The following is a 757-nucleotide window of genomic DNA, read 5'->3' as shown; positions in this document are numbered from 1 at the left end:
CAAGACAGAATTCGTCAATTTATTTTTGACAAGAAAATAGCTATCCAAAAGAAAGATAGCTCATGGTTTCCAGTTCACAGGAAATATCTTATTCGTTCAACAGACTTAGAAATCATCACAATTTATAATTCTGAATTAAGAGGGATTTGTAATTACTACGGTCTAGCAAGTAATTTTAACCAGCTCAATTATTTTGCTTATCTTATGGAATACAGCTGTCTAAAAACGATAGCCTCCAAACATAAGGGAACACTTTCAAAAACCATTTCCATGTTTAAAGATGGAAGTGGTTCGTGGGGCATCCCGTATGAGATAAAGCAAGGTAAGCAGCGCCGTTATTTTGCAAATTTTAGTGAATGTAAATCCCCTTATCAATTTACGGATAAGATAAGTCAAGCTCCTGTATTGTATGGCTATGCCCGGAATACTCTTGAAAACAGGTTAAAAGCTAAATGTTGTGAATTATGTGGAACATCTGATGAAAATACTTCCTATGAAATTCACCATGTCAATAAGGTCAAAAATCTTAAAGGCAAAGAAAAATGGGAAATGGCAATGATAGCGAAACAACGTAAAACTCTTGTTGTATGCTTTCATTGTCATCGTCACGTGATTCATAAACACAAGTGAATTTTTACGAACGAACAATAACAGAGCCGTATACTCCGAGAGGGGTACGTACGGTTCCCGAAGAGGGTGGTGCAAACCAGTCACAGTAATGTGAACAAGGCGGTACCTCCCTACTTCACCATATTGT

At 36.9% G+C, this 757-nt stretch carries 1 protein-coding gene; it reads left to right on the top strand.

Features of this window, described 5'->3' with window-relative positions; all coding sequences use genetic code 11:
- A partial coding sequence (locus tag BABA_RS13800; protein WP_007085812.1) for an HNH endonuclease occupies positions 1 to 630 on the top strand: 630 nt, incomplete at its 5' end.
- Positions 631 to 757 lie beyond the last annotated feature (127 nt).

The organism is Neobacillus bataviensis LMG 21833, from assembly GCF_000307875.1.
Classification (GTDB): domain Bacteria; phylum Bacillota; class Bacilli; order Bacillales; family Cytobacillaceae; genus Neobacillus; species Neobacillus bataviensis.
Note: the sequence above shows the minus strand (reverse complement) of the source record. Positions and strands in the feature narration are given on the sequence as shown.